Raw genomic sequence first — 24,015 nt, 5'->3', positions numbered from 1 at the left:
TGGTCCGGGGGGACCCCCCGAGACTCCGTCCGGGGGGACCCCACAGGGAAGGTCCATGCTCAGAACACCGTCAGGCGGGGCCGGAAACGGCACCGCCACCGCGGATGGCCGGCTGCTCAGCATCGGGGCCGTGCTCACCCACCTGCAGGACGAGTTCCCCGAGGTCACCATCTCCAAGATCCGTTTCCTGGAGGCGGAGGGCCTGGTGGAGCCCCAGCGCACTCCTTCGGGCTATCGGAAGTTCGCGATGCGCGACGTGGAGCGACTGGGCCACGTCCTGCGGATGCAGCGGGACCACTACCTGCCGCTGCGTGTGATCCGCGAGCACCTGGACGCGCTCGACCGCGGCGAGCAGATCCCGCTGCCGGGGCCGGGCGAGTCCCGGGAGCTCGTGGACGACCCGGCCGGCGCCGAGAGCGCCGGTGAGCTGCGGATCGGCCGTGAGGCGCTGCTGGCCGCCACGGGGGCCGCGCCGGGGGATCTCGAGCAGTGGGAGTCCTACGGTCTCGTGGAGGCCGGCCGTGACGGCGGTTACGACGCCGAAGCGGTGAACATCGGGAAGCTGATCGTCGACATGGGCCGCTTCGGGCTCGAGCCGCGCCATCTGCGCGCGGTGAAGGCCGCCGCCGAGCGGGAGGTCGGCCTGGTGGAGCAGGTGGTCGCCCCGCTGCGGCGGCACCGCAACCCGCAGACGCGTACGCATGCTGAGACAACCGCCAGGGAACTGGCGGCGCTGTCGGTCCGGCTGCACGCCGCCATGGTCCAGTCCGCCCTTCGCCTGCGACTCTTCTGAGCAGCTGCGCGATACCTGTCAAGTCCGCCGTGCGGGATGCCCGACTACCCAAACCGGCCGGGCACGTCCTAGGGTTGCTGTGTGAACGAGCTCGACGTCGTGGGTGTCCGGGTCGAAATGCCCTCCAATCAACCGATCGTGCTCCTGCGCGAAGTAGGAGGCGACCGGTATCTGCCCATCTGGATCGGGCCTGGAGAAGCCACGGCCATCGCTTTCGCGCAGCAGGGCATGACGCCTGCTCGCCCGCTGACCCATGATCTGTTCAAGGATGTGCTCGAAGCGGTGGGGCAGACGCTCACCGAGGTGCGCATCACCGATCTTCGGGAGGGCGTCTTCTACGCCGAGCTGGTCTTCGCCAGCGGCGTCGAGGTCAGCGCCCGCCCCTCGGACGCCATAGCGCTGGCCCTGCGCACCGGGACGCCGATCTACGGCAGCGACGGCGTGCTGGACGACGCGGGGATCGCCATTCCGGACGAGCAGGAGGACGAGGTCGAGAAGTTCCGCGAGTTCCTGGACCAGATCTCGCCGGAGGACTTCGGCACGAGCAACCAGTAGCGGGCTTTTTGGCCCATTCGGCTAGCCGTTCCCCGTTTCGGGGCACGCGAAACCACTCTTGGGGTTGATATCACTCGGCGTGCCGAGTGTGGCGATCGTTGACGCACCGCGAGTGACTGCCTACCGTCGAGTTGGAAAGTCCCGTTGGCACGTGCACGTGCCGACCGGGACGCGAAGGGACGGAGGGCGGCGTGAGAAGCACCGGCGACGGTATGGCCACGGGCGGCCCGTATCCCACCCGCGGGGCCCTGGCCCGGCAGCCGGAACCGGTCGGCGGCGCGACGGCCGGCGCGGCGGAACCGGAGACCGAGACGGTGGGGTACCGGGGGCCGACGGCGTGCGCGGCGACCGGCATCACCTACCGCCAGCTGGACTACTGGGCGCGCACGGGCCTGGTCGAGCCGAGTGTCCGGGCGTCCTACGGATCGGGTGCGCAGCGCCTCTACGGCTTCCGGGACGTGGTCGTCCTCAAGATCGTCAAACGGCTCCTGGACACCGGGGTGTCCCTGCAGAACATCCGCACCGCCGTACGCCATCTGCGCACCACCGCACCCGCCGAACTCACTCGGATGACCCTGATGAGCGATGGCGCCACCGTGTACGAGTGCACGTCGCCCGATGAGGTCGTGGACCTGCTCCAGGGCGGCCAGGGCGTCTTCGGGATCGCCGTGGGAGTGGTGTGGCGGGACGTGGAGAGCTCCCTGTCGCAGCTGCACGGCGAGCGGGTGGACACCGGCGAGACGCTGGCCGGCCACAACCCCTCGGACGAGCTGGCGCGGCGCCGGAACCGCGCGGGGTGATCCCTTCGCCGTACGTCCGTACGGTGGATGTCAGTGCCGTGCGGGAGCATCGGTGATGTGAGAACCGCTCCGACGATCCTGCACCTGGACATGGACGCGTTCTACGCCGCGGTGGAACAGGCCTCCAAGCCGAGCCTGCGGGGCAAGCCGGTCGTGGTCGGCGGTCTCGGGCCGCGCGGCGTCGTCGCGACCGCGTCCTACGAGGCCCGTGTGCACGGCGTCCATTCCGCGATGGCGATGGCGCACGCGCGGCGCCTCGCACCCAACGCCGCCTACCTCATTCCCCGCTTCGAGCTGTACCGGCGGGTCAGCGAGACCGTGATGGGGATCCTGGGGGAGCTGTCGCCGCTGGTGGAGCCGCTCAGCCTGGACGAGGCCTTCGTGGACCTGGAGGCGGGCGGGACGACCGAGGCCCCCCGCGAGGTGGCGGAGCGGGTGCGGGCGCGGATCAGGACCGCCACGGGGCTGACGGCCTCGGTCGGCCTGGCGGGCTCCAAGCTGCTCGCCAAGATCGCCTCCGAGCAGGGCAAGCCGAACGGTCTGATGGTGGTCGAGCCCGGTACCGAGCGGGAGCTGCTGGACCCGATGCCGGTCCGGGTCCTGCCGGGCGTCGGGCCCGCGACCGGTGAGCACCTGCGCCGCGCCGGGATCGGCACGGTCGGGGAGGTGGCGTTGGCCGGGGAGTCCGAGCTGGTGCAGCTGCTGGGCAAGGCGCACGGCGTCTCGATCTACGCCATGGCCCTGGGCCTGGACAGCCGGCCCGTGGTCGCGGACCGCGACGCGAAGTCGGTCTCGGTGGAGGACACCTTCGACGTGGACCTCACCGACCGCTTCCGGGTGCGCTCGGAACTCGACCGGCTGGCGGACCGCTGTGTGCGGCGGCTGCGGGAAGCGGGCCGGTCGGGGCGGACGGTGGTCATCAAGGTGCGGAGCTACGACTTCAGCACCCTGACGCGGTCCGAGACCCTGCGGGCGCCCACGGACGACCCCGGAGTGGTGCGGGAGACCGCGCGGCGGTTGCTGGAGGTCGTCGACACGGCCCACGGCGTCCGGCTGCTGGGCGTGGGTGTGACCGGGCTCGCCGACTTCACCCAGGAGGACCTGTTCGCCCAGGCGGCCGAGCTCGAGGCCGAGCAGGTGGCGGAGGCCGCCGCGGTACGCGCGGCGGAGGAGCTCGCCGAGCGGGAGGCGGCGGATCCGGCCGGTCCGGCGCCGCCTCCGGCGGAGCCCCCGCGGGCCGTGCGGTGGATGCCGGGGCAGGACGTACGGCACGCGGCGCTCGGTGCCGGATGGGTGCAGGGCAGCGGTGTGGGGCGGGTGACCGTGCGTTTCGAGCGGCCTACGGACCGCGTACCGGGCCGGGTGCGGACGTTCGCGGTGGAGGATCCGGAACTGGAGGCGGCCGAGCCGCTGCCCCTGGTGCCCTGACCCGTCGCCGGTGGCTCAGTCCTCGCCGGCAAGGCGGCCGAAGTCGTGGTCGTCGGAGCGCGGGGTCTCGGATCCCGCGGACGGCACGTCCATGTCGTAGTGGTGGTAGAGCTGGATCTCCTGCTCGGGGGAGAGGTGGCGGCCCACGCCGAAGTCGGGGGCGTCCTTGATGAGGGCCTTGGGGAAGGGCACCCGCAGCTGCCCGTCCACGACCTCACTCGGCTCCAGCGGTACGAACGCGTCACGGCTGAACAGTCCGGTGCGCACCGCGGCCCACTCGGGCTCGCCGGTGGCGTCGTCGAGGTACACCTCGTCGACCGTGCCGATCTTCGCTCCGTCGCTGTCCAGAGCCCGGCGGCCGATCAGGCTGCGCGGATCGATATCGGTCTGCAACGGTCCCTCCAAGAGATCGGTGCTGCTCGCCTAGACCTACCAAAGGCCACATCGGGGGCGGTGTCGACTCGAGGGATCCGCGAGGAATCCGCCCCCATCCCCGCTGGTAGGCTGAACGGCGGCTGCAGACCCCATGCGGGAGAGTCCTCCGAGATCGTGTCGGGGGCGCCGAAGGAGCAAATCCTCCCCGGAATCTCTCAGGCAACCGGTACCGCATGGATGAGGTCACTCTGGAAAGCAGGGCGGGCGCCGGGCATGAATCATGCGCGGGGCGCGTTCTCACCGACGGTGAAAGTCGTGCTTTAGGCAGCACGGCGAAACTCTCAGGTTGTGATGACAGAGGGGGAGGCCGTTCGGGTGCCCGCGCCGCGGCACCCCTCGCAGGTCGTGTCAGACCAGGAGGCCTCCGTAGATGACTGCCCACCGCATCCCACTCTCCGAGCTCGAGAGCGGCATCCCGTTCGAACAGCGCCACATCGGCCCCGACGCCGGTGCCCAGGCCAAGATGCTGGCTCACGTCGGTTACGGCTCCTTGGACGAACTCACGGCCGCGGCCGTGCCCGCCACCATCAAGAGCGTCGAGGCGCTGCGGCTGCCCGCGGGGCGCACCGAGGCCGCGGTACTGGCCGAGCTGCGCGATCTCGCGGACCGCAACCAGGTTCTGGCGCCGATGATTGGTTTGGGTTATTACGGGACATTCACCCCGCCCGTTATCTTGCGCAACGTGATGGAGAACCCGTCCTGGTACACGGCGTACACGCCGTACCAGCCGGAGATCTCGCAGGGCCGGCTCGAGGCGCTGCTGAACTTCCAGACGGTCGTCGCCGACCTCACCGGGCTGCCGACCTCGGGAGCCTCGCTCCTGGATGAGGGCACCGCCGCCGCGGAGGCCATGTCGCTGGCCCGCCGGGTCGGCAAGGTGAAGCAGGGCGTCTTCCTGGTCGACGCGGACTGCTTCCCGCAGACCGTCGCGGTGATCGAGACCCGCGCGGAGCCGACCGGCGTCGAGGTCGTGGTCGCGGACCTGACCGACGGCATTCCGGACGAGGTGGCGGAGCGCGGCGTCTTCGGCGTGCTCCTGCAGTACCCCGGCGCCTCCGGCGCGGTCCGTGACCTCAAGCCGGTCATCGAGCGGGCGCACGAGCTGGGCGCGATCGTGACGGTCTCCGCCGACCTGCTCGCCCTGACGCTGCTCACCTCGCCCGGCGAGCTCGGCGCGGACATCGCGGTGGGCACCACCCAGCGCTTCGGCGTCCCGATGGCCTTCGGCGGGCCGCACGCCGGCTACATGGCCGTCCGCGAGAAGTTCGCCCGCAGCCTGCCGGGACGCCTCGTGGGCGTCTCCGTCGACGCCGACGGCAACAAGGCGTACCGGCTGGCCCTGCAGACCCGCGAGCAGCACATCCGCCGCGAGAAGGCCACCAGCAACATCTGCACCGCCCAGGTGCTGCTCGCCGTCATGGCGGGCATGTATGCGGTCTACCACGGCCCGGACGGGCTGGCCCAGATCGCCCGGCGCACCCACCGCTACGCCGCCATCCTGGCCGAGGGCCTGCGGGCCGGCGGGGTCGAGGTCGTGCACGGCGGGTACTTCGACACCGTGACCGTCCGGGTGCCCGGCCGCGCCGCCGAGGTCGCCGCCGCGGCCCGCGCCGCGGGCGTCAACCTGTGGGAGCGGGACGCCGATCTGCTCGGCATCTCCTGCGACGAGACCACCGGCCGTGAGCAGCTGGCAGCGGTCTGGGGCGCCTTCGGGGTGAGCGGTGACGTCGAGGCGCTCGACGCCGCCGTCCCGGACGCGCTGCCCGCCGGCCTCCTGCGCGGCGACGCGTACCTGGCGCACCCGGTCTTCCACCAGCACCGCTCCGAGACCGCGATGCTGCGCTACCTGCGCCGGCTCTCGGACCGGGACTACGCGCTCGACCGCGGCATGATCCCGCTGGGCTCGTGCACGATGAAGCTCAACGCCACCACCGAGATGGAACCGGTCACCTGGCCGGAGTTCGCCGGGCTGCACCCCTTCGCGCCGGTGGAGCAGGCCGCGGGGTACCTGACGCTGATCCACCAGCTGGAGGAGCAGCTCGCCGAGGTCACCGGCTACGACAAGGTCAGTATCCAGCCCAACGCCGGATCGCAGGGTGAGCTGGCCGGGCTGCTCGCAGTACGCGCCTACCACCGCTCCAACGGCGACGCACAGCGCACGGTGTGCCTCATCCCGTCCTCCGCGCACGGCACCAACGCGGCGAGCGCCGTAATGGCCGGTATGAAGGTCGTCGTGGTCAAGACCCGCGACGACGGCGACGTGGACGTCGAGGACCTGCACGCCAAGATCGACCTGCACCGGGCCGAGCTGGCCGTGCTGATGGTCACCTACCCGTCCACCCACGGGGTGTTCGAGGACAACATCACCGACATCTGCGCGACGGTGCACGAGGCCGGCGGCCAGGTGTACGTGGACGGCGCCAACCTCAACGCGCTGGTCGGCCTGGCCAGGCCCGGCAAGTTCGGTGCGGACGTCTCGCACCTGAACCTGCACAAGACCTTCTGCATCCCGCACGGCGGCGGCGGTCCCGGCGTCGGCCCCGTCGCGGTCCGCGCGCACCTCGCCCCGTTCCTGCCCAACCACCCGCTGCAGCCGACCGCGGGGCCCGCCACGGGCGTCGGCCCGATCTCGGCGGCGCCGTGGGGCTCGGCCGGCATACTGCCGATCTCCTGGGCGTACGTCCGCCTGATGGGCGGCGAGGGGCTGCGGCGCGCCACCCAGGTCGCGGTGCTCGGTGCCAACTACGTGGCCAAGCGGTTGGAGCCGCACTACCCGGTGCTCTACACGGGTCCGAACGGTCTGGTCGCGCACGAGTGCATCGTCGATCTGCGGCCGCTGACCAAGGAGACGGGCGTCTCGGTGGACGACATCGCCAAGCGCCTGATCGACTACGGCTTCCACGCGCCGACCATGTCGTTCCCGGTGGCCGGGACGCTGATGATCGAGCCGACGGAGAGCGAGGACCTGGCGGAGCTCGACCGGTTCTGCGACGCGATGATCGCCATTCGCCGGGAGGTCGACAAGGTCGGCTCAGGTCAGTGGCCGGTGGAGGACAACCCGCTGCGCAACGCGCCGCACACCGCGGCTTCGCTGGGCGGGGAGTGGAACCGTCCGTACACCCGCGACGAGGCGGTGTTCCCGGCCGGCGTGTCGGCCGCGGACAAGTACTGGCCGCCGGTGCGGCGCATCGACGGCGCCTTCGGTGACCGGAACCTCGTGTGCTCGTGCCCGCCGCTCGACGAGTACGACGCGTAGTCCCCGCGTCGAGGCCGTCCCCCAACCTCCGGGGGTGCCCCCAAACGGCCGCCGATACTGTCCGGGCCCCGCTGATGTCGGCGGGGTCCGGCGGTTCAGGCTGCCGTGGCGATCTGTTCGGTACCCAGCGGCCGGTGCGGAGCGATGATCTGCCCGTCGGGCAGCAGCTCGCCGGTGTCCTCGAAGAGCAGGACGCCGTTGCACAGCAGGCTCCAGCCCTGCTCCGGGTGGTGGGCCACGATGAGCGCGGCCTCCCGGTCGGAACACTCGGCGGTGGGGCACTGCGGCTGGTGCTGGCACATGGAAGGTGTCTTTCGCTGCGGTAGAGGAGTCGTACGGCTCGTTCGGCTGGATACCTGGTTCATAACCGCCCCCGTTCTTCGGTCGGTCCCAGTGTTGCTCTACGGCGCGGAATCCGCAGGGATTTCGCTTGAGCTGTCCTTGATAGGTGAGGACGCGTCACCCGACCGGGCGGTTGCCCTCACAGCCCGTGTCTTTTCGGGTGGTACGCATGACCGATCCGGGTCAGGCCGTCACGGTACGCACACGACGACGCCCCCGTGGCCCATGGGTCACGGGGGCGTTCGAGTGTCTTCCGACAACGTGTCAGACGGCTGACTCCAGGAGGGGCGCGGGGGCCAGGCGCAGGGTGAGGACCGGCACCAGGTCGGTCAGCCGGTGCAGCCGGTGGGCGGCGATCCCCGGCGGCGCCGGCGCGAGGGGCACCAGCAGGTCGGCCGCGGCGGGTTGGGCGGAGCCGGCCTCGGCCGAGATGTCGCTGTGCAGCCAGAGCGCCAGCATGTACAGCCCGGGAACGGACAGCAGGTGCGGCTGGTAGGCGGTGGAGAGGGCTTCCGCCTGTCGTAGGGCGCGTTCGGTGGAGGCCAGGTAGGGGCCTTCCGAGAAGTGGGAGAACGCCCACCCATCAGGGGTGCGTACCGTCTCGCCCGCCGCCGCCACGCGGTCGCCCGCGCGGATGTGGAAACGCCAGCCGGTGAGCCGGGCCTGCGGCAGACCGCGGCCCGGGGCGGCCGGCTCGAAGACATGGACGGGCAGCGGGTGCTCGGGGATGAGGGGGCCCTCGGCCGAGCGCAGCGCCGGCGTACGCGCCTCAAGAACGGCGGTGGGCGAACTGAGGGCGGCGAGGACACTCCGAAGTGCGGGCGCGGGTACGGGGGGTACGTGCAGCGGCATGATGGGTTGCCTCTCAATCGGAGACACGGTGATGCGAGCGGGGTCCGGACGTCACTGTCGGCGGAGCGGTGAGGGGGTTCCTGCGCAGGCATGTCCGGTGGATCGCGGAGTCTCTGCCTTGTGGGCGAAGTTTATACGACCCGTGTTCACGCGATGTTTCGGCTAGCTGTCGCCGGCATTGCGGGCAAGAAGGTAATAGGCCTTCTTCACCGGATAATTCCTCCGCATTTGCGCCGGAGCGCGCTCCCGCGAACTGCACATTCCCTGCCGCTGCGGACGGCTGGATCTCGTCGGTGTTTGTCACGAGGGGTACCCCTCGTCACAGGTTAGTTCGACCATGCCGGGGGAATGTGCCGGAGTGTCTATCCGGCAGCTTAGCGTCCGCTCGGCTCCGCCGCACCGTTATCGATCTTATGGGGTGGGCATCATCGCCACACGGCCCACTCGAGGAGGGACGCTCCGATGGGGGAGAAAGTCGTAGCCACCGGGGTCGACCTGTTCGACCGGCAGCGGTACCGCGTGAAGCTCCGCCAGTGTCTCATGGGGCTCGAGAGACTACTGGACGAGAAGAGGTTCGACCGCCCACGGAATCTCATGGGACTCGAACTGGAGTTGAATCTGGCGGATTCCGCGGGTCTGCCGGTGATGATGAATGAGGAGGTGCTGGAGCGGATCGCCAGCACTGATTTCCAGACCGAGCTGGCACAGTTCAATATTGAAGTGAACATCGCTCCTCATCATCTTTCCGGACGCGTGCTCGACCAACTGGCCGAAGAGCTGCGCATCGGACTGGGATACGCGGACCGCAAGGCCCGCGAAGTCGGTGCGCACATCGTCATGGTGGGAATTCTGCCGACGCTGAGCGCACAGGACCTGGTGGGTGCGAACCTGTCCCGGGCGGACCGGTACACGCTGCTCAACGACCGGATCCTGGCCGCCCGCGGCGAGGACATCACCCTGGACATCGCCGGTGTCGAGCACCTTCTGTACACCTCGGGATCCATCGCCCCCGAAGCGGCCTGCACGTCGATGCAGATGCACCTGCAGGTGACGCCCGGCCGGTTCGCCGCGGTCTGGAACGCCGCGCAGGCGCTGAGCGGGCCGCAGGTCGCGGTGGGCGCCAACTCGCCCTTCCTGTTCGGCAGGGAACTGTGGCGGGAGACCAGGCCGCCGCTGTTCCAGCAGGCCACCGACACCCGCCCGCAGGAACTGCGGGCGCAGGGCGTACGCCCGCTCACGTGGTTCGGGGAGCGCTGGATCGACTCGGCGTACGACCTGTTCGAGGAGAACCTGAGCTACTTCCCCCCGCTGCTGCCGATCTGCGACGACGAGGACCCGCTGGCGGCCCTCGACGCGGGGACCGTTCCACAGCTGAAGGAGCTCACCCTGCAGAACGGCACCGTGTACCGCTGGAACCGGCCGGTGTACGGCGTGGTGGACGGTGTCCCGCACCTGCGGGTGGAGAACCGGGTGCTGCCCGCGGGACCCACCGTCGCCGACGTGATCGCCAACACGGCCTTCTACTACGGGCTGGTACGGGCGCTGGCGGAGGCGCCCCGCCAGGTCTGGCAGCGGCTGCCGTTCGGCGCCGCGGCGGCGAACTTCGACGCCGCCTGCCGGCACGGGATCGGCGCCGTCATGCACTGGCCGCGGCCGGGGCGGGGCGGCGGACTCATGGAACTGCCCGCCACGGAGCTGGTGCTGGAGGAACTGCTGCCGCTGGCATCGGCCGGGCTCGACGCCTGGGGCATCGAGCCCGCCGACCGCGACCACTACCTCGGCATCATCGAGGCCCGCTGCCGGCTGCGTACCAACGGCGCCGAATGGCAGTCGGCGGTGTTCCACCGGGCGATGGAGCGCGGCCTCGACCGGCGGGCCGCGCTCGTGTCGATGACACTGCGCTACAGCGAGCTGATGCACTCCGGCCAGCCGGTGCACACCTGGCCGGTGAGCTGACGAGGTCGCGGCCGAGCGGCTCCGGAGGACGTCGCCGGACGGCGGCGACGTCCTTCGGATGCCTCAGCTGGTGGCGGCCGCCGCGCTCGCCGCGGCCGCCACCACCGCCTTGAACAGCACCGCCTGGATCTGCCCCGGGTCGGTTACCCGGTATGCCGCCCCGCCGGTGGCCCTGGCCAGCCGGTCGCACGCGGCCTTGTCGGCGTCGGGACCCACGGCGATGACGATGAGCGGTACGGGGTGGGCCGGGTCGCCCAGCGCCTTCAGCCGGTCGGCCACGGCGTCGAGCGAGATGCTTCCCGGGTCCTCGTTCGCGCCGTCGGTGAGGACGACGACCGTGTTGAACTTGCCCACGGCGAACGTCTTCCTGGCGTCCTGGTACACCGCCAGCGTGGTGTCGTAGAGGCCGGTCGCGCCCCCTTCGACGGGCTGCAGTGCGCCGAACGCGCCGGTCAGCCGGTCCCGCTGGGTGGAGCCCGTCGCGGTGCGCACGCCCAGCCGGGCCGTCTCGACGATCTTCTGGTAGTCGCGGGCGCCGTCGAGCCGGGTGGAGAACCGCCACAGGCCCACCTCGTCCTCCGGCGTGAACTGCGTCAGCGCCTGCAGCAGCGACGCCTTCGTGACGTCGAGGCGGGTCTTGCCCTGAGTGCCGGGCACCAGCGCCGACATCGACCCGGAGACGTCGACGACCGTGGTGATCCGCGCGCGCTGCACGGTGATCTGCCACATGACGCGCAGCTGCTGCAGGTCCTGCCCGGTGGGCGCGGGGACCGGTTCCGCGCCGACCGGCTGCGGCTCCTCGCCGCCGGCGCCGCGCACCAGCGCCGGGTCGGCGGCGCCGGTCGGCGGCCGGAATCCGCGGCCGGACAGCAGCCGCACGCTCTCGTCGCTGCCCAGCAGTGACATGAAGCGCGACACGGCCCGTGACTGGTCGGTGGAGAGCGTGTCGTTGTCCAGCGCCGCGTAGGGGTAGTCCAGGTTCACCGAGCCGTCCTTGGGATAGAACAGCTTCAGGCCGGGGAGCCCGCCGCCCGCGGTGTTGCGGACGAACGCCGCCTGTTCCGAGATCACCAGCGCCTGATTGCGCCGCGGGTCGGCCAGTTCGGCCGAGCTGGTGTCGTGGGGCAGGGTCGCCGTGATCTGCGCGTCGCTTGGGGCCGTGTACTGCGCCAGCATCTTCGCCGCGGCGGCCGACTCGGTGTCCACGTCACCTCCCCTGCGGCCGATCGACTGCGTGATCATCGTGAACCCCAGCAGCCCGGTCGCGCTGCGCGAGGGATTCGCGGTGCCGAGGCGGAAGTTGCTCTTCTCCCCGGCGGCCGTGGTCAAATCGGCCCAGGTGTACGCCTTGGAGGGCCAGCCCAGACTTCTGGCCTGGGTCTCGAGCGTCCCGACGACGATGGGGGAGTGGGCGATGCTGGTCATCGAGGTCAGCGGGGTGCCGCGGCCCCCGAGGGTCACCTGGTCGAGCCAGACGCTGGAGTCCGGGATCCAGACCTGGAAGCCGGGGTGCGCGGGAGCCTTGCCGAGGGTGTCCGCCACGTCGGCCGAGGCGCGCGCGGTCACGGCGACGTCGAGGCAGCGCCCGTCGGTCTTCACGCCGGTGGTCCTGGCCTGCCGGGCGATGGTGATGAGGGTTGGCGCGATGTCGGGCGAGGCGGCGACGTCGATCTTGACCACACCCTGCGCGCAGTTCCCGCTCAGCGGCAGCAGGCCGCCGCGCAGGATGACGAAGGTACCGGCGCCCAACGCGAGTACGAAGCTGGTGGCGACCGCTATGGTGCGGCGGCGTACCCGTGGACCCGGCGCTCCGCCGGCCCCCCGGGGATCATCTGGAATGCGGTGACGTCCCATGGCTGCTGCGTCTCTCCTGAGGGGGCTCCGGCCTGTCGCGCGCGATCTTCATATCTTTTTTCGAGACCCTAGCCAAGCGGGAACGGCACCGAGGCGGGATGACGTAAATGGAGGTTCGGGTGCACACAGAGTCATACCGGGCGGAGGACGCGGCCGGGCTCGCGCGGCGGACCCTGCGCAGCGAGGTCCTGCTCGTACTGGCCCTGTCCCTCGGGGCCAGCGGTGTCGCCGCGCTCATCAGCTTCGTCGGGTCCCTGACCAAGCCCGGGTCGCTCAAGGACCAGGCGGCCACCCTGGTGGGCTCGCAGGCGCCGGGACGGCCCTGGCTCGACCTGGCCTGGCAGCTGTTCGGCATCGCCACCGCCCTGGTCCCCGTCGCCCTGGTCGCGCACCTGCTGGCACGGGAACGGGTCGGGATACGTTCCATCGGTTTCGATCTGACCGAACCCCGCCGCGATCTGGGGCGCGGCACGCTGGTCGCGGCGGCCGTCGGCGGCACGGGCCTGCTGTTCTACCTCGGCGTCCGCGCGGCCGGGTTCAACCTGACGGTGGTGCCGGAGTCGCTGCCGGACGTGTGGTGGAAGATCCCGGTCCTGATCGCCTCCGCCGTGCAGAACGCGGTGCTGGAGGAAGTGATCGTCGTCGGCTACCTGCTGCGCCGGCTGGGGCAGTTGGGCTGGTCTCCGGCTTCCGCACTGGCGGCGAGCGCGGTGCTGCGCGGCTCGTACCACCTGTACCAGGGCGTCGGCGGCATGGTCGGGAACATGGTGATGGGGGTGCTGTTCGTGCTGCTCTACCGCCGCTGGGGACGGGTCGGCCCGCTCGTCGCCGCGCACGCCCTGATCGACACGGTGGCCTTCGTCGGCTACGCGCTGCTGGAGGGCAGGGTCGGCTGGCTGCCCACGGGCTGACGCCGCGCGGCGGTTCGGACGGTCACAGCGCCGCGTGCAGTTCGCCGTCGATGACGGTCACGGCCGTGCCGGTGAGCAGGACCCGGTCGCCGCGCAGTTCGGTGCGGACGAGACCGGTGCGGGCGGAGACCTGCAGGCCGGTCAGTTCGGCGCGGCCGAGCCGGGCGGACCAGAACGGCGCGAGGGCGGTGTGGGCGCTGCCGGTGACCGGGTCCTCGTCGACGCCGACGGCCGGGAAGAAGCCGCGCGAGACGAAGTCGTAGCCGCGGGAGGGGTCTTCGGCCGCGGCGGTGGCGATGACCCCGCGCGGGCCGAGGGCCGCGAGGGCGGCGAAGTCGGGGGCCAGGGCCCGCACGGTCGCCTCGTCCGCCAGCTCGACCAGCAGGTCGCCGACGTCGGGGCCGGTGTCGTACCCGGTCAGCGGCTGCGCGCCGAGCGCGCGCGCCACGGCGGCCGGCGGGGCGGTGGCGGTGAGCGGTGCGGTGGGGAAGTCCATGGTGAACGCGCCGCCGTCGGCGGGCCGGACGCTCAGGACGCCGCCGCGGGTGGCGAAGCGCACCCGTGAGGTGGCGGCGCCTGTGGAGAACAGCACATGCGCGGTGGCGAGCGTGGCGTGCCCGCACAGGGCGACCTCGGTCGCGGGGGTGAACCAGCGCAGCGCCCAGTCGGCGTCCGCGGCCTCCTTCGCGCTGCCTTCGAGGGGGTGCGCGAAAGCGGTCTCGGAGAGGTTGACCTCGGAGGCGACCCGCTGCATCCAGTGCTCGTCGGGGAACGCGGAGGCGTCCAGGAGCAGGACCCCGGCCGGATTGCCGGCGAAGGGCCGGTCGGTGAAGGCGTCGACGATTCGCATCCGCATGGGACGACGGTAGGCGGTGGCACATCCTCAGGCCAGAGCCAATCGAGGGGACGTGTGACCTGTGACAGTGATCATTGAGCGATTGCCAGTGGAGGATGATCAACGCTAGTGCTCTGGCCGGAAAGGTTCACCGGTTCGCGACGCCCGGCACGGCACTTCGCTGCGTTGTCGGAGTCGTCCGAGTACGCCCGGTACGAAAAACGATCGCCCTGACCCAGCTCGGGCTGGCGCACGAGCTGCAGGACCGCCGCCGGCACCCTGGCCAGGACGAGCGCATACCGGTCATCTACATCACCGTCCCGCCCGCCGCGACACCCCGCAAGATCGCCGCGGAGTTCGCCCGTTTCCTCGGGCTCCCAGTTCTGAGAAGCTCCAACATCACCGACCTCACCGAAGCCGTGGTCGGAGTCCGCACCAGGGCCAGACCGGTCTCGTCCTGGTCGATGAGATCCACACGATCTCCCTGCACACCCGCACAGGAGCCGAAGCGTCGGACACACTCAACTACTTCTCCGAGCGCATCCCCGCGACGTTTGCCTATGCCGGCATCTCCCGCTGGGGCCGACTGATCGAGAGGCACGGGCCTCCCCTGCCTTCCAGGACATGCGTGTTCTGCGGCATCCCGATAAAAGCGAAGCCGCTCGCCGATCCCCCTCGCCGCTGGTGCAGCCGCCGTTGCCGCGCATGGTCGTCTGGGGGCGCTGACCCATCTGACACCAACCAGCTTTGATCAACTCTCCGTGGCAATCGATGAACGATCGCTGTCACAGGTCGAGAGAGGGGACGTGGACTCGGAAAGGGTTGCCGAACGAACGCTTCCGATATATCGTTGAAGCATCGCGACCGATCAACGATGGAAGGAGCGTAACCATGCGTTCCCCAGGACATGAACACGAACACCGCGGACCCGGCCACCACGGCAGGGGAGAGCGGGGAGAACAGCGACGTGCGGCCTTCGGACCGTTCGGACCGCCCTTCGGGGGTGGCCCCTTCGGCGGCCCCGGCGGGCGCGGTCGGGGCGGGCCCCGGGGCCGGGCGAGGCGCGGCGACGTACGCGCGTCGATCCTGGCGTTGCTCAAGGACCGGCCGATGCACGGCTACGAGATGATCCAGGAGATCGCCGAGCGCAGCGGCGGCGCGTGGAAGCCGAGCCCCGGCTCGGTCTACCCGACGCTGCAGCTGCTGGAGGACGAGGGCCTGATCACCAGCGCGAGCGAGGGCGGCAAGAAGCTGTTCACGCTCACCGACGCCGGTACGACCGAATCCGAGGCGGGGCCCGAAGCCCCGTGGGAAGAGGTCGGCCGGGGCGTCGACTGGGATGCCATGAACGAGATAAGGAAGGCCGGCGGCGGCCTCGTCGAGGCCTTCAAGCAGGTCTGGTCGACCGGTACGCCCGCCCAGCGCGAGAAGGCGCTGGTCGTGGTCAACGACGCCCGCAAGAAGCTCTACCTCATCCTCGCCGAAGAGGACTGAGAGCGGAGCGGTACCGACGAGCCGGCCCGGAGCATCACGCCCCGGGCCGGCTCGACGCGCGCACGACCAGGCGCGTCGGCACGATCCAGGGCTCGGCCGGCTCCGCCGGATCGGCGTCGAGCAGTCCGCGCAGTGCCTTGACGGCCGCCGAGCCCAGCGCGTGCCGGTCCTGGGCGACGGTCGTCAGGGCGGGGCGCACCAGCGAGGCGGCGTCGATGTCGTCGAAGCCGACGATCGCGAGATCGTCGGGTACCGACAGCCCGGCGGCCGCTGCCGCGTGCAGGGCGCCGATCGCCATCTGGTCGCCGGCCGCGAAGACCGCGGTGGGCGGCCGCTCCGCGGCGAGCAGGGCGCGCACCGCGTCCTCGCCGCTGTTGAGGAAGAAGTCCCCGGTGGCCACGTACTCCGGAGGAACGGCCAGTCCGAGCCGGGCGCACGCCGAGCGGAAGCCCGCCAGCCGTTCGGCGGCCGGCGGCAGGTACAGCGGGCCGGTGACGGTGGCTATCCGGCGGTGCCCCTGCGCGTACAGGTGCTCCACCGCCGCGGCCGCGCCGGCCGCGTTGTCCGAGGTGACCCGGACGGTGCGGGGGCCGCTGAGCGCGACGTCGATCCCGGAGCACGGGACGTCGGAGGCGGCGAGGGTCCGCAGGGCACGGTTGTCGGCGGGGGTGCCCAGCACGACGACGCCTTCGAGGTTGTGGCGCCGCACCGCCTGCAGATAGGCGGTGTCGGCGTCGTCGGGACCCGAGGTGGTCAGCAGCATCAGGTGGTAGTCGGCCTCGGACAGCGCGTTGCGCACCGAACTCAGCAGCCCCTGCAGGAACGGGTGCTGGAAACCCAGGGTCTCGTAACCGGTGTCCCAGACCAGGCCGATGGTGTCGGACCGGCGCCGCACCAGGGTGCGGGCGGGTTCGTTCGGGGCGTACCCGAGTTCGCTGGCCAGCCGCCGGATGCGGTCGCGCGTCGCCTCGCTCACCTCGGCGCGGTCGTTGAGCGCTCGGGAGACCGTGGCGGTCGAAACGCCGCTACGGAGGGCCAGTTCGCGGATGTTCACGGCGGATGCACCTGTTCCTGGAGTGGTGAGGGTGTGTGCTGCACACAGTCTTGACGATGTGTCATGGCGAGGACAGACTTCCGGCGCACCGGAAACGTTTACGTGATGCGGCTCCGTGTACGGGGCCCGACAGGAACGGGATGCTGCGATGCCACGCGCGATGACAATGAAGTCACCCAGAACCCGCTTCAGAGCGCTGGTCACCCTGGCCACCGCTGCGGCCTGTGTCGCCGCGGTCGGTGCGGTGCCGGCCACCGCCAAGAGCTCGACGAGCTATACCGACTCCAGGGCGCCGATCGATCTGCGCGTCAAGGACCTCCTGAAGCGGATGACGCTGGAGGAGAAGATCGGGCAGATGGACCAGATCGCGGTCGCCCGGGTCCAGGGCGACTGCGAGTGGAGCGGAGGCGCCCTCAACGACACCTGCCTGAAGTCGGTGCTGGGCGACTACGCGGCCGGTTCGATCCTCTCCGGCGGCGGCATGGGGCCCGCCGTCAACACGCCCGCCGAGTGGGCGAAGATGGTCAACGCCGTCCAGAAGTACGCCGTCGACAACACGCGGCTGCACATTCCGGTGCTCTACGGGGTGGACGCGGTGCACGGCCACAACAACGTGCTCGGCGCGACCGTCTTCCCGCACCAGATCGGCCTGGGCGCCACCTGGGACCCGGCCACCGTGCGGGCGGCGGGCGCCTCCACGGCGCGCGCGGTCGCCGCGACCGGCATCGACTGGAACTTCGCCCCCGTCGCGGACCTCGCCCGCGACCAGCGCTGGGGCCGCTACTACGAGACGTTCGCCGAGGACCCGCTGCTGGCCGGGACGCTGGCCGCCGCGAGCGTCACCGGCATCGAGACGGCGAACGGCGCCAAGCACGTCGTCGCCAGCGTCAAGCACTTCGGCGGCTACTCCGAGCCCTCCAACGGCCACGACCGGGTGCCCGCGGACGTCTCCATGCGCTATCTGCAGGACACCCTGCTGCCGTCGTACAAGCAGGCCCTGCAGGCCGGCGCGAAGACGGTGATGGTCAACTCCGGCGCCATCAACGGCATCCCCGCGACCTCCTCGAAGTACCTGCTCACCAAGGTGCTGCGCGAGCAGTGGGGATTCAAGGGCGTCACCGTCAGCGACTGGGAGGACGTCCGGGCGCTGCAGACGAAGTACAAGCTCGCCGCCGACTACCCCGAGGCGATCGCGCTCGCGGTCAACGCGGGCCTCGACATGGCCATGGAGCCGTACTTCGCCAAGGAGTGGAGCACCGGCCTGAAGACCGCCGTCGACCGCGGCCTGGTGTCGGTCAAGCGCATCGACGAGTCCGCCAGCCGGATCCTGCGGATGAAGTTCGAACTCGGCCTGTTCGAGCACCCCTATGTGGACGCGACCAAGGCCGACGCCGCGGTGCTGGGGGTGGACAAGGACCTGGCACGCAAGGCGGCCGCCGAGTCGCAGGTGCTGCTGCGCAACGAGGGCGGGGTGCTGCCCATCTCCCCGGCGGCCAAGAAGATCGTCGTCGCGGGCTCCTACGCCGACGACATCAACGACCAGGCGGGCGGCTGGACCATCGGCTGGCAGGGCGTCCCCGAAGGGGTGACGCTGCCGGGCACGACCGTGCTGGCGGGGATCAAGGAGGCGGCGCCCGCGGGCACCGAGGTGGTACGGGCCACGACCGCCGACGACGCGGTGGCGCAGGCGAAGGACGCCGATCTGACCGTGGTGGTCGTCGGTGAGAAGGCCGGGGCCGAAGGCGCCGCGGACAGCCCGCGACCGGAACTCTCCGCGGACCAGCAGTCGCTGGTCAAGGCGCTGAAGGCGGCGGGCAAGCCGGTCGTCACCGTCGTCGTGGCGGGCCGGCCGCTCGTGCTCGGCGACGCGGACGGCACCCAGGGACTGCTGATGTCCTGGCTGCCGGGCAGCGAGGGCGGGCACGGGGTGGCCGACGTGCTGTTCGGCGCGGTCAACCCCGGCGGCCGGCTGCCGGTCTCCTGGCCGAAGAACCTGGGCAACGCGCCGCTGTACTACCAGCAGCTGCCGGGCACCAACGGCGGACCGGAGTCCTCGTACGACGCGGCCTACCCCTTCGGCGCCGGGCTCTCGTACACCTCGTACGGCTTCGGCGCGATCACGGCCGACAAGGCGACGGTACGGGCCGGCGACGCGGTCGGGCTCAAGGTGACGGTCTCCAACACCGGGGGCAGGGCCGGCGATCTGGTGGTGCCCGTGTACGTGTCGCGGCCGACCAGTGCCGTGCTGACGCCGGCGACCCGGCTGGTCGCGTTCACCAAGGTGCACCTGGCGGCGGGGGAGACCCGTACGGTGCGGCTGCGGGTACTGCCGGGGACCCTGGCGGTGACGCCGGGCGATCTGGACGGCGCGGGCGCGCAGAAGGTCGAGCGCGGCGCGTACACCTTCTCGGCGGGTGACAAGAGCGCGGCGGTGACGGTGCGCTGAGTCGACCGGGGCGGGGCGGCGGACGCGGGGCGACGTTCCCGGGGCCGCCGCCCCGCTTCCGTCCGTCCGCGGGGGGAAGCCGACCGCGGTCGTCCGTGGTGGAGCCGGCCGGTACGCGGCCGGACCGGAGCGTACGACCGCTACTCGACGAGCCCGGCCAGCTTGCGCAGCGACTCGTTGAGGGCGGCGGTCGCCGAGTCCTTGAGCTTGCCCGCCATCATGGCGACGGCGGCGCCGGCGAAGCTGCTGTCGATCCGCACTTCGGTGTCGTCACCGTCGGGGACCAGGGTGTAGCGCATGCTGAGGTTGACGCCCATCGGGCCCTTGCCCGCGATGCCCAGTACCCGCTCGGCCTCCAGCGCCTCCACCGTCCAGGTGACCTCGGCCGGGAAACCCATCATCTTCATGTTCTCCTGGTAGGTGGCACCGGCCGCCAGCGGCGACGGGCCCCCCTTCGGGAAGCTGGTGTGGGTGGCACTCCACTGGCCGTACGACGCGAAGTCGGTCAGCTGCCTCCAGACCTTCTCGGCCGGGGCCGCGATGCGCGCCTGTGCGGAGACTTCGGCCATGCGATCACTCCTTGTGCGAAGGCGCTGCGGCTCGCGCGCAGCGACGCTGTCGCGGAACGTAGCCGCAGCCGCCCGAACATTCAATACTGATGAAGCGTCAGAACTGATGGCCCGTCAGGATTTCGTACGCGGTGAATGCCGCCGGGGGCGCCCGCGAGGGGCGAAGATCGGAGCCCTGGTGGCCGCACGCTCGACAGGAGGACACATGGACGAGGAACTGCCGGCCCGGCTGCGCGCCGTACCGGTGCTGGCCGGACCCCTGCCGTCGTTCGACCCGGACGGCGCCGACCCCTCTCCCGGGCGCCAGTTCGCCCGCTGGCTGGACGAGGCGCTGGACGACGGCGTGCCGGAACCCCACGTCATGACGCTCGGCACCGCGGACCGCGACGGGCGCCCCTCGGCGCGGGTCCTGATGCTGCGCGGCCTCGGCGCCGACGCGGGCACGTTCGTGTTCGCGTCCGACGCCGGCAGCCACAAGGGGCACGACCTCGCCGCGAACCCGTACGCGGTGCTGAGCTGGTACTGGCCGCTCCAGGGCCGGCAGATCCGGGCGGCCGGCGCCGTCGAGGTGCTGGGCGCCGATGCCGCGCGCGAGGACTTCCTGCGGCGCCGCGAGGCCTCCCGGATCGCCGGGTTCACCGGCCGGATGAGCGCCCCACTGGCCGATCCCGGCACGTACGACGCGGAGCGGCGGCGGGCCGCCGACGTGGTCGCGGCCGACCCGCGGGCCGTTCCCGCGGGCCACACCGTCTACCGGCTGCGGGCCGACGAGATGGAGTTCTTCCAGGGGAGCCAGGGCGCCTCCCACGTGCGGCTGCACTACGTCCGGCAGGGCGGGGAGTGGCGGCGCGGACTGCTGTGGCCGTGAGCGGCGTGCCGGATGTCAGCCGCTACCTGGACGAAGGCCCTGTCGCGAGCTGACATCATGGCCGGATGCATGCGTCTCAGGGGAGGAACGCGGGGCTGGGGCTCGCCTTGGCGTCAGCGTTCGCGTTCGGTGGTTCAGGGGTGGCGGCGAAACCGCTGATCGAGGCGGGACTCGACCCGTTGGACGTGGTCTGGCTCCGCGTGGCGGGAGCGGCGCTCATCATGCTGCCCGTCGCGCTGCGCCACCGCGCCCTGCTGCGGCGGCGCCCCGGGCTGCTGGCCGGCTTCGGCCTCCTGGCCATCGCGGGCGTGCAGACGTTCTATTTCGCCGCGATATCCCGGATCCCGGTGGGCGTCGCCATCCTCGTCGAGTTCCTCGGGCCCGCCCTGCTGCTGGGCTGGGTGCGCTTCGTGCAGCGCCGGCCGGTGAGCCGGGCGGCGGCGATCGGGGTGGTGCTGGCGGTCGGCGGCATGGCCGCGGTGGTCGAGGTGTGGTCGGGGCTGGCCTTCGACGCCTTCGGTCTGCTGCTCGCGTTCGGCGCGGCCTGCTGCCAGGTCAGCTACTTCGTCCTGGCCGACCACGGCACGGAGAGCGAGGACGCTCCCGACCCGATCGGCGTCATCGCCTTCGGCCTGCTGATCGGCGCCGCGGTGATGACGGTGGTCGCGCGGCCGTGGGGGATGGAGTGGGACGTGCTGGGCCGGCAGGCCGCGCTCGGCGACAAGCACGTGCCCGCGGTGCTGCTCGTGGGGTGGATCGTCCTGGTGGCGACGGTGGTCGCGTACCTGACCGGGGTGCTCGCCGTGCGCACGCTGACCCCGCAGGTGGCCGGGGTGGTCGCGTGCCTGGAAGCGGTGGTGGGCACGGTCTTCGCCTGGATCCTGCTCGGCGAGCACCTGGGCGTGCCGCAGATCATCGGCGGGACGCTGGTGCTGGCGGGCGCGTTCGTCGCCCAGACCACCCGCAGCGGCGGGAGCAAACCGGTGGTCGAGCCGCTGCCGCAGCCCGATCTGGTCTGAGGGCGCACGCCGGAAGGAGCCCGGACCGCCGGCGTCCGGATCTCGCCCTTCGGAACCGGCTTGTTGTGGCACATCCGCCCCTCGTAGGGTGCTGGGCATGCACCTCACCGTTCTGCCGCCGCCCGCCTCCTAGGCGGGCCGCCACCCACGGACGACCCGGCTCGGGCACGTACCCGAGCAGGTCGCGGCTGCCCGCACACGGGACCACGCGACCATCTCAAGTCCTCCGCGGGAGAACACTCGTGCCGTCTTTCCCTGACCACACCCCTGCGCCGTCCGTCGGACGGGGCCTGCTCTACGTCACCTTCGCCGCCACCGCCTGGGGCACCGCGGGCGGCGCCGCCGCGCTGCTCTTCGCGGGCAGCGGCCTCGGCCCCCTCGCCCTGACCTTCTGGCGCGCCGCCGGCGGCTTCGCACTGCTGCTGCTGGTCCAGTTGGTGCGCCGCCGTCGCGGCGCCGACCGTACGCCGGTCCGCGAGGAGCCGCGGCGGCGCGCGGTGCCGCGCGTGCTGGCCACCGGCTTCGGCCTGACCGTCTTCCAGGCCGCCTACTTCGGCGCCGTCCACCTGACCGGGCTGGCCGTCGCCACCGTCGTCACCCTGGGCGCCGGCCCCGTCATCATCGCGGTCGTCGCCCGGCTCACCCTGGGCGAACGGCTCGGCCGCGGGGGCGCTGTGGCGGTCTTCGGCGCCCTGGCCGGGCTCGCGGTGCTCGTCCTCGGCAACGGCGGCGGGTCCGTTGCCCCGGCCGGGGTCGGGCTCGCGCTGCTGTCCGCGGCCGGCTACGCGTGCATCACGCTGCTGACCCGCTGGATGGGCCGCGACGGTGACGGCGGGGACCCGTTCACGACCTCCCTGTGGTCCTTCGCCGTGTGCGCGGTGACCCTGCTCCCGCTCGCCCTCACGGAGGGGCTGTGGCCGAGCGGCGCGGACCTCGGCCACACCCTGTGGCTGCTGGTCTACCTGGCCTCCGTGCCGACGGCGCTCGCCTACGGGCTGTACTTCGCGGGCGCCGCGGTGGTCCGCTCGGCGACGGTCTCGGTCATCGCGCTGATCGAACCGGTCTCCGCGGCGGCCCTCGCCGTCCTCGTCCTCGGCGAACGGCTGACCGGCGCGACCGTACTGGGCACCGTCATCCTGCTCGGCGCCGTGACGGGACTGGGCCTGGAGGAGGCCCGGCTGGCCTCCGGCCGCCGCGCGGCGGCCGGCACGACTTAGGCTGTGCCGTCGGCCGCCAGCCGGCGCAGCTGGTGGGCGCGGGCCGCCGCGTCGTGCGGGGCGGCCCGCTCGGCGAGGCGCTCCGCGTCCCGCCGCTGCATCTGCCGGGGCTTGTTGCCGCCGTACTTGAACTTCGCGCGGACCTCGGTCACCTCCAGGCGGATGGCGCGGATCCCGGGCAGCATCCGCCCGAACGGGGCCTGCCCGGGTGCGACGGAGGCGTAGTCGCCGGCCGGCTGGAAGTGCGCGAGCTGGCGGTGCAGCACGGCGGCCTTCTGCTCCTCGTCGTCGATGACGTGCGCCGTGCACAGCAGCTGGACGGCGGCGTAGAAGCTCGTCGGGGTGCCGTGTTCGGCGGGCGTGCCCTCGGGCGCGTGCCAGGGGCCGGGGATGAACGTGTAGTCGTCCACGACGCTGAGCGTGACCCGCGGGTCCGCCTCGAGGGCGGCCCACAGCGGGTTGGGGCGGGCGAGGTGGGTGAACGCCTCGTCGCGCCCGGCGTCGTAGGCGAAGTGCAGCGGCTGCACGAACGGTGGCTCGTCCGGCAGGCCGTTGACGGCCAGCTGCCCGAAGTCGTGCGCGGCGAGCCAGTTCTGCCACTCGGCGTCGTCCCGCGCCGCGTCCCAGGGGTGGATCAGCATGTCGGGCCCCTCAGGCGAGGTAGGCGGGCAGGGCGACGGCCGGGTCGAGGTCGTCGGCCGGAACGGGCGTGCCGTAGGTCCTGGTGACCGGAACGATGCCGGTCCAGTACGGCAGTCCGCTGTCCTCCGGCTCGTCGTTCGGGCCGCCGGTCCGGACCTTCGCCGACACCTCCAGGAGATCGAGCCGGATGACGGTGGTCGCGGCCAGCTCCTTGGCGTCGGCCCGGCGCGAGTCGTCCGCGCGGCCGGCCACGACCTGGTTGACCAGGGCGTCCAGTGCCTCGGCGCGTTCCGCCGGATCCGTGACCTGGTGGGCGGTCCCGTGCACCACCACCGACCGGTAGTTCATCGAGTGGTGGAACGCGGAACGGGCCAGCACGAGGGCGTCGAGGTGCGTGACGGTCAGGCAGACGGCCAGCCCGGGGTCCCTCGCGCCGCGCAGCGGACGCGATCCGGTCGAACCGTGGACGTAGAGCCGCTCACCGACCCGGCCGTAGAGGGTCGGCAGGACGACGGGGGCGCCGTCGCGGACGAATCCCAGGTGGCAGAGGTAGCCCTCGTCGAGGATCGCGTGGACGGTGTCACGGTCGTAGGTGGCGCGCTCCCGTGCCCGGGTGGGGACGGTACGGTCCGTCACCTCGTACGAGGGGGCGGGGGCGGCGGAGATGTCGGCCATGGCGGAATCCTTTG

21 protein-coding genes, 1 pseudogene and 1 riboswitch are annotated in these 24,015 nt (G+C 71.7%); of the genes and pseudogenes, 13 read left to right on the top strand and 9 right to left on the bottom strand.

What is annotated here, in order from left to right:
* The first annotated feature begins 55 nt into the window (after positions 1–55).
* The 4 genes from M2266_RS04060 to M2266_RS04045 all read left to right on the top strand — a co-directional run bounded on the left by M2266_RS04060 (position 56) and on the right by M2266_RS04045 (position 3,576).
* Positions 56–793: a MerR family transcriptional regulator gene (locus tag M2266_RS04060; protein ID WP_277436867.1), complete on the top strand. Its 738-nt coding sequence runs from the start codon at positions 56–58 to the stop codon at positions 791–793.
* Positions 794–874: 81 nt separating this feature from the next.
* The gene (locus tag M2266_RS04055) at positions 875–1,348 is read left to right on the top strand and encodes a bifunctional nuclease family protein (protein WP_031518684.1); all 474 of its coding nucleotides are present in this window, start codon (positions 875–877) and stop codon (positions 1,346–1,348) included.
* Positions 1,349–1,539: 191 nt separating this feature from the next.
* The gene (locus tag M2266_RS04050) at positions 1,540–2,148 is read left to right on the top strand and encodes a MerR family transcriptional regulator (RefSeq protein ID WP_277436866.1); all 609 of its coding nucleotides are present in this window, start codon (positions 1,540–1,542) and stop codon (positions 2,146–2,148) included.
* Between the two features lie 57 nt (positions 2,149–2,205).
* Positions 2,206–3,576 carry a DNA polymerase IV gene (locus M2266_RS04045; RefSeq protein WP_277436865.1) on the top strand — a complete coding sequence of 457 codons (1,371 nt, stop codon included), beginning with the start codon at positions 2,206–2,208 and terminating at the stop codon, positions 3,574–3,576.
* Between the two features lie 15 nt (positions 3,577–3,591).
* Here the strand turns inward: M2266_RS04045 and M2266_RS04040 are convergent, their stop codons facing one another.
* Positions 3,592–3,969, bottom strand: coding sequence for a PRC-barrel domain-containing protein (locus M2266_RS04040; RefSeq protein WP_277436864.1), 378 nt, complete (start codon positions 3,967–3,969; stop codon positions 3,592–3,594).
* Positions 3,970–4,095: 126 nt separating this feature from the next.
* Positions 4,096–4,193: riboswitch (glycine riboswitch) on the top strand.
* 188 nt (positions 4,194–4,381) lie between these two features.
* On the opposite strand from M2266_RS04040, the gene gcvP reads away from it, so the two are divergent.
* Positions 4,382–7,267: an aminomethyl-transferring glycine dehydrogenase gene (gene gcvP, locus M2266_RS04035; RefSeq protein WP_277436863.1), complete on the top strand. Its 2,886-nt coding sequence runs from the start codon at positions 4,382–4,384 to the stop codon at positions 7,265–7,267.
* 95 nt (positions 7,268–7,362) lie between these two features.
* Here gcvP and M2266_RS04030 read toward each other — a convergent pair whose 3' ends face one another.
* Positions 7,363–7,569: a DUF5999 family protein gene (locus M2266_RS04030; RefSeq protein ID WP_250974685.1), complete on the bottom strand. Its 207-nt coding sequence runs from the start codon at positions 7,567–7,569 to the stop codon at positions 7,363–7,365.
* A gap of 304 nt (positions 7,570–7,873) precedes the next feature.
* The gene (locus M2266_RS04025; protein WP_277436862.1) at positions 7,874–8,461 is read right to left on the bottom strand and encodes a hypothetical protein; all 588 of its coding nucleotides are present in this window, start codon (positions 8,459–8,461) and stop codon (positions 7,874–7,876) included.
* A 462-nt stretch (positions 8,462–8,923) separates the two neighbouring features.
* Between M2266_RS04025 and M2266_RS04020 the strand changes: the two genes are divergently transcribed.
* On the top strand, positions 8,924–10,417 hold the full coding sequence (locus tag M2266_RS04020; RefSeq protein ID WP_277436861.1) for a glutamate--cysteine ligase: 1,494 nt from the start codon (positions 8,924–8,926) through the stop codon (positions 10,415–10,417).
* 63 nt (positions 10,418–10,480) lie between these two features.
* Here M2266_RS04020 and M2266_RS04015 read toward each other — a convergent pair whose 3' ends face one another.
* Positions 10,481–12,166, bottom strand: a complete 1,686-nt coding sequence (locus M2266_RS04015) for a VWA domain-containing protein (RefSeq protein WP_346780864.1) — start codon at positions 12,164–12,166, stop codon at positions 10,481–10,483.
* 212 nt (positions 12,167–12,378) lie between these two features.
* Between M2266_RS04015 and M2266_RS04010 the strand changes: the two genes are divergently transcribed.
* On the top strand, positions 12,379–13,182 hold the full coding sequence (locus tag M2266_RS04010; RefSeq protein ID WP_277436859.1) for a type II CAAX endopeptidase family protein: 804 nt from the start codon (positions 12,379–12,381) through the stop codon (positions 13,180–13,182).
* A gap of 22 nt (positions 13,183–13,204) precedes the next feature.
* On the opposite strand, the gene M2266_RS04005 is transcribed toward M2266_RS04010, so the two are convergent.
* The gene (locus M2266_RS04005; RefSeq protein ID WP_277436858.1) at positions 13,205–14,038 is read right to left on the bottom strand and encodes a PhzF family phenazine biosynthesis isomerase; all 834 of its coding nucleotides are present in this window, start codon (positions 14,036–14,038) and stop codon (positions 13,205–13,207) included.
* Positions 14,039–14,235: 197 nt separating this feature from the next.
* Here M2266_RS04005 and M2266_RS04000 point away from each other — a divergent pair.
* Positions 14,236–14,585, top strand: a pseudogene (locus M2266_RS04000) (ATP-binding protein); the annotation flags it as partial.
* Positions 14,586–14,908: 323 nt separating this feature from the next.
* Positions 14,909–15,511, top strand: a complete 603-nt coding sequence (locus M2266_RS03995) for a PadR family transcriptional regulator (protein WP_277436857.1) — start codon at positions 14,909–14,911, stop codon at positions 15,509–15,511.
* A gap of 34 nt (positions 15,512–15,545) precedes the next feature.
* Here the strand turns inward: M2266_RS03995 and M2266_RS03990 are convergent, their stop codons facing one another.
* On the bottom strand, positions 15,546–16,565 hold the full coding sequence (locus M2266_RS03990; protein ID WP_277436856.1) for a LacI family DNA-binding transcriptional regulator: 1,020 nt from the start codon (positions 16,563–16,565) through the stop codon (positions 15,546–15,548).
* Positions 16,566–16,731: 166 nt separating this feature from the next.
* Here M2266_RS03990 and M2266_RS03985 point away from each other — a divergent pair, with 166 nt between their 5' ends.
* Positions 16,732–19,011, top strand: a complete 2,280-nt coding sequence (locus M2266_RS03985) for a glycoside hydrolase family 3 N-terminal domain-containing protein (protein WP_277436855.1) — start codon at positions 16,732–16,734, stop codon at positions 19,009–19,011.
* Between the two features lie 140 nt (positions 19,012–19,151).
* Here the strand turns inward: M2266_RS03985 and M2266_RS03980 are convergent, their stop codons facing one another.
* Complete coding sequence (locus M2266_RS03980) at positions 19,152–19,580, bottom strand: SRPBCC family protein (RefSeq protein ID WP_277436854.1); 429 nt, start codon at positions 19,578–19,580, stop codon at positions 19,152–19,154.
* 205 nt (positions 19,581–19,785) lie between these two features.
* Here M2266_RS03980 and M2266_RS03975 point away from each other — a divergent pair, with 205 nt between their 5' ends.
* The 3 genes from M2266_RS03975 (at position 19,786) to M2266_RS03965 (ending at position 22,684) form a co-directional block, all read left to right on the top strand.
* On the top strand, positions 19,786–20,448 hold the full coding sequence (locus M2266_RS03975; RefSeq protein ID WP_277436853.1) for a pyridoxamine 5'-phosphate oxidase family protein: 663 nt from the start codon (positions 19,786–19,788) through the stop codon (positions 20,446–20,448).
* Positions 20,449–20,513: 65 nt separating this feature from the next.
* On the top strand, positions 20,514–21,467 hold the full coding sequence (locus M2266_RS03970; RefSeq protein ID WP_277436852.1) for an EamA family transporter: 954 nt from the start codon (positions 20,514–20,516) through the stop codon (positions 21,465–21,467).
* Between the two features lie 242 nt (positions 21,468–21,709).
* The gene (locus M2266_RS03965; protein WP_277436851.1) at positions 21,710–22,684 is read left to right on the top strand and encodes an EamA family transporter; all 975 of its coding nucleotides are present in this window, start codon (positions 21,710–21,712) and stop codon (positions 22,682–22,684) included.
* Here M2266_RS03965 and M2266_RS03960 read toward each other — a convergent pair.
* Positions 22,681–23,325 carry an FMN-binding negative transcriptional regulator gene (locus M2266_RS03960; RefSeq protein WP_277436850.1) on the bottom strand — a complete coding sequence of 215 codons (645 nt, stop codon included), beginning with the start codon at positions 23,323–23,325 and terminating at the stop codon, positions 22,681–22,683. The genes M2266_RS03965 and M2266_RS03960 overlap by 4 nt on opposite strands.
* Before the next feature lie 10 nt (positions 23,326–23,335).
* On the bottom strand, positions 23,336–24,001 hold the full coding sequence (locus M2266_RS03955; RefSeq protein ID WP_277436849.1) for a pyridoxamine 5'-phosphate oxidase family protein: 666 nt from the start codon (positions 23,999–24,001) through the stop codon (positions 23,336–23,338).
* Between the last annotated feature and the right edge of the window lie 14 nt (positions 24,002–24,015).

It is taken from the genome of Streptomyces sp. SPB162, assembly GCF_029504575.1.
In the GTDB taxonomy this organism is placed as follows: domain Bacteria; phylum Actinomycetota; class Actinomycetes; order Streptomycetales; family Streptomycetaceae; genus Actinacidiphila.
The sequence above is the reverse complement of the archived record's forward strand: the minus strand, read 5'-3'. Positions and strand labels throughout refer to the sequence as shown.

What these genes read in the sequence shown, in the direction of transcription:
- M2266_RS04010 (WP_277436859.1), top strand. Translation starts at nt 12,379, where the DNA reads ATGGAGGTTCGGGTGCACACAGAGTCATACCGGGCGGAGGACGCGGCC.
- M2266_RS03985 (WP_277436855.1), top strand. Translation starts at nt 16,732, where the DNA reads ATGAAGTCACCCAGAACCCGCTTCAGAGCGCTGGTCACCCTGGCCACC.
- M2266_RS03980 (WP_277436854.1), bottom strand. Translation starts at nt 19,580, where the DNA reads ATGGCCGAAGTCTCCGCACAGGCGCGCATCGCGGCCCCGGCCGAGAAG.
- M2266_RS04060 (WP_277436867.1), top strand. Translation starts at nt 56, where the DNA reads ATGCTCAGAACACCGTCAGGCGGGGCCGGAAACGGCACCGCCACCGCG.
- M2266_RS03955 (WP_277436849.1), bottom strand. Translation starts at nt 24,001, where the DNA reads ATGGCCGACATCTCCGCCGCCCCCGCCCCCTCGTACGAGGTGACGGAC.
- M2266_RS04020 (WP_277436861.1), top strand. Translation starts at nt 8,924, where the DNA reads ATGGGGGAGAAAGTCGTAGCCACCGGGGTCGACCTGTTCGACCGGCAG.
- M2266_RS04005 (WP_277436858.1), bottom strand. Translation starts at nt 14,038, where the DNA reads ATGCGGATGCGAATCGTCGACGCCTTCACCGACCGGCCCTTCGCCGGC.
- gcvP (WP_277436863.1), top strand. Translation starts at nt 4,382, where the DNA reads ATGACTGCCCACCGCATCCCACTCTCCGAGCTCGAGAGCGGCATCCCG.
- M2266_RS04025 (WP_277436862.1), bottom strand. Translation starts at nt 8,461, where the DNA reads ATGCCGCTGCACGTACCCCCCGTACCCGCGCCCGCACTTCGGAGTGTC.
- M2266_RS03995 (WP_277436857.1), top strand. Translation starts at nt 14,909, where the DNA reads ATGCGTTCCCCAGGACATGAACACGAACACCGCGGACCCGGCCACCAC.
- M2266_RS04030 (WP_250974685.1), bottom strand. Translation starts at nt 7,569, where the DNA reads ATGTGCCAGCACCAGCCGCAGTGCCCCACCGCCGAGTGTTCCGACCGG.
- M2266_RS03975 (WP_277436853.1), top strand. Translation starts at nt 19,786, where the DNA reads ATGGACGAGGAACTGCCGGCCCGGCTGCGCGCCGTACCGGTGCTGGCC.
- M2266_RS03970 (WP_277436852.1), top strand. Translation starts at nt 20,514, where the DNA reads ATGCATGCGTCTCAGGGGAGGAACGCGGGGCTGGGGCTCGCCTTGGCG.
- M2266_RS03960 (WP_277436850.1), bottom strand. Translation starts at nt 23,325, where the DNA reads ATGCTGATCCACCCCTGGGACGCGGCGCGGGACGACGCCGAGTGGCAG.